Annotated in this window: 2 protein-coding genes; both read right to left on the bottom strand. The window is 62.3% G+C overall.

From position 1 onward, the window contains the following. A partial coding sequence (locus tag AC1D1G_RS44630; RefSeq protein WP_477956877.1) for an alcohol dehydrogenase catalytic domain-containing protein occupies nucleotides 1–770 on the bottom strand: 770 nt, incomplete at its 3' end. A 333-nt stretch (nucleotides 771–1,103) separates the two neighbouring features. Beyond that, a complete protein-coding gene (locus AC1D1G_RS44625; protein ID WP_477956876.1) occupies nucleotides 1,104–2,132 on the bottom strand; it encodes an LLM class F420-dependent oxidoreductase in 1,029 nt (342 codons plus the stop codon). Nucleotides 2,133–2,169: the final 37 nt, after the last annotated feature.

Raw genomic sequence — 2,169 nt, 5'->3', positions numbered from 1 at the left:
GCGTGCACGCCGCCACCGGTCAACTTCCGGATCTGGCGGGCCACGTCGTCCGCTGCCCCCTCGATCACGTCCGTCGCGCCGAGTTCGAGGGCGAGGTCGAGTCGGTTCGTGTGCAGGTCGACCGCGACGATCCGGGAGGCGCCGGCGACCCGGGCGGCCATGACTGCGGACAGACCCACCGCTCCGGCCCCGAAGACGGCGAACGTGTGCCCCGTACCGACTTTCAGGGCGATCAGCGCGGACCCGGCGCCGGTCTGGATCCCGCAGCCGAGCGGCCCCATCAGGTGCAGGGGCAGATCCTTGTCGACAACTACGACGTTCCGAGCACTGACGACCGCGTGGGTGGCCAGGGAGGACTGACCGAACCACCGTGACGCAATGGCGTTGCCGCTCAGGTCGGTGAGAGGGCCGGGGCCATCGGGGCCACGGCCTGACAGATTGCGCGCGAAGAACGCGAAGCAATACGCCGGGTGCCCATCCACACAGTTCTCGCACAGCCCACAGGAATCGAAAGACAACAGAACATGATCGCCGACCTCGATGCCGGTGACACCAGCGCCGACTTCCTCGACGACTCCGGCCCCCTCGTGGCCGACCACGATCGGCGGCTGAGCCAGGAACGACGGGTCCCTGGGTAGAACGTCGGTGTGACAGAACCCGACACCGGTGATGCGAACCCGTAGTTGGCCACCGGTCGGGTCGGCCAACTCCACCGTCTCTATCTCGAACGGTGCGTCGTGGTGGCGCAGCACTGCGGCTTCGATGCGCATCGGAAAGCTCCCTCTGTTCGGTGCGGTAACCAGAACGTACAGCTGACCGCCTGTACGGTCAATAGCAATTGGCGAGCTCGCTAGACCAGGTCCATGCGTTTCGATATCGTGCGGAACTACGAGGACGCGTCGAGCACCTCCTCAACGAATTCGCGATGAGGGACGCCCAGGAGATCTCGGCGCGAGCCCATCCCCCATCGTCGTCACGACACCCACTGCGGCCGTCACGTAAAGCAGTTGAGCAACACTATGATTCGGAGTTCGTCGGACATGTGGTCATCACTTTTCGACCACCGGGGCGCTACCCTGCTCCATCGCGTGCTGCACGTCTCATTACGCGAGTAGTTCTGCAACCGCCTCGATCGAGGAGTAACCGAGGCCTTGAAGCAGCAGCGTTTTGACCGCCRTCTTCTCCCATCGAACGAGGTCTTCTTTGATCTTGTCTCGTGATCCGACAAGGGCGACATCCTCGACCATGGCCAGGGGCACCGATGCTATTGCTTCAGATTTGCGCCCCTCCAGGTAAAGACGCTGAATGTGCGCGCATTCCGCTTCGTAACCCATGCGCACAAACACTTGATTGTGAAAGTTGGCTTCCTTGGCACCCATTCCACCGACATAGAGAGCGATGTTGGGCCGGACATCGTCGGCTGCCTTCTCGATGTCGTCGTCGATGACGATGGGGACCGTCGCGGCAATGTCGAAATCGTTCAGAGATCGGCGGGCCCCGGGTTTCGAGAATCCTTCCTCGAGCGCTGCTCGATAGAAGTCGTCCATTCGGGGCGAGTAGAAGATCGGCAGCCACCCATCGGCGATCTCGGCGGCGAGTGCGATGTTCTTGGGCCCCTCGGCCCCGAGATAGATCGGGATCTCGGGACGAATGGGGTGGATCATGGACCGAAGTGGCTTTCCAAGGCCGGAGCCACCTTGCAGCGGGAGTTGGTAGAACAAACCATCGTGACTCACGGGTTCGTCTCGTCGCACKAACTTACGGACGAGTTCGACGTATTCTCTTGTGCGAGCGAGTGGTCGAGGATACGGCTGCCCGTACCATCCCTCGACGACCTGTGGCCCCGAGACGCCCAGACCCAGGATGAAGCGGCCTCGAGACAGGTGGTCCAGTGTCATCGCCGCCATGGCGGTCGCCGCTGGGGTCCGCGCCGACATTTGCAGGATGTTGGTGCCCAACTTCACGGTACTGGTTGAGGCGCCGTACCACGCCAAGGGGGTTAAGCAGTCGGATCCGTAGGTCTCGGCAGTCCAGACCGAGTCGTAGCCGAGACTCTCCGCAAGGGAGAATGCCGCTCGTTCGTCGTCTGAGGGCGCGGTAGACCAATAGCCCAGGTGAAATCCCAATTTCATCGTTTGCTTGTCCTTACTTCGTCGTCATGGGTGTGGT

This window comes from Rhodococcus sp. P3_B8 (assembly GCF_056402775.1).
Note: the sequence above shows the minus strand (reverse complement) of the source record. Positions and strands in the feature narration are given on the sequence as shown.